General features: G+C 42.0%; 2 protein-coding genes. One reads left to right on the top strand and one right to left on the bottom strand.

Annotated elements, in window-relative coordinates; all coding sequences use genetic code 11:
- Nucleotides 1–250: IS66 family insertion sequence element accessory protein TnpB (locus EYW48_RS21215; RefSeq protein ID WP_277433049.1), on the bottom strand; the 250-nt coding region annotated here is incomplete at its 3' end.
- A 412-nt stretch (nucleotides 251–662) separates the two neighbouring features.
- On the opposite strand from EYW48_RS21215, the gene EYW48_RS21210 reads away from it, so the two are divergent.
- On the top strand, nucleotides 663–1,057 hold a 395-nt coding region (locus EYW48_RS21210), incomplete at its 3' end, for a transposase (RefSeq protein WP_277433050.1).

Genomic DNA, 1,057 nt, shown 5'->3' with positions numbered 1-1,057 from the left:
TATTTATCGATAAGGTCATATTGGCGACGGGTGTTTGAGCCATCTGGTAGCGAGTCGTTTTTTCGATAACTTCTGCTTTAACAAAGCCACTGATATTGGCTGACTCCGTAGTTTGTAACTGCTGGCGCTTGGCATAAAAAGTAGAAAGACTTAACCCATTACGCTCACAGAAGACCCGTTGTGATAGATGACTGGATTGGTATTGCTCGAACAAGGTTTGCCATTCTTGGTTGGTGCGTCGTTTTACCATTTCAAATCTCCTTGAGGTTGGAGGTTTGATCGTATAGCGTGCTGAGGTTGATTAGAATGCGGTGTTTATGACGCGCTTACGCTACTAACGTGCGTTCTAGCGCCTTATGAAATGCATTGAGTGACTGACGAACGAAATCTTTTGCCATAGGTAAAAGTTCACAATCATCTTGCCTCCACGGTCCTTCATCCTCTAAGCCCATACTTCTATACAGCCGAACATCAGCCTTGATAGTGTCCAAAACTTACAAATAATGTCGCGTATGCGTTACGTCCTCTTCAAAGTATCTGTCTAATGTCTGCTTACGGTCAGGCTTAGTTAACCTGAACTCGGGATAAGAAAAAATGAACTAAAAGCGGGTTCAGTGATCAGATCTTTCGACCAAGAAGGACTCATCACTAAGGAACCAGCTATACGTAAATTAGTAGACTTATTCTGTCATGTCGATGACTTTTGCCAGGCTTTTCTACCTCAGTGGCAAAAACTTCAGATTGAAAATGGTGAACGGAAGCGAAACCGTAAAGGCCGTATGTCTGAAAGTGAAATAATGACCATTATTATTGCCTTTCACATGTCTCACCATCGTGATTTTAAGAATTTCTATCTCGGATTAATCTGTCGATATTATAGAAATGATTTCCCTACTTTACTCAGCTATACACGCTTTCTAGAAGTGATGCCTTCTGTTCTCATACCCTTAAGTTCTTTCTTCACTCATGTGAAGGGAGAGCCGACTGGCATTGAGTTCATCGACTCAACGAGCATTAAAGTGTGTCATAACTTGCGCATACCACGGCATAAGGTCTT

Origin of the sequence: Vibrio sp. 1180_3, assembly GCF_029478545.1 — a bacterium.
GTDB classification, from domain to species: Bacteria; Pseudomonadota; Gammaproteobacteria; order Enterobacterales; family Vibrionaceae; genus Vibrio; species Vibrio aestuarianus.
Note: the sequence above shows the minus strand (reverse complement) of the source record. Positions and strands in the feature narration are given on the sequence as shown.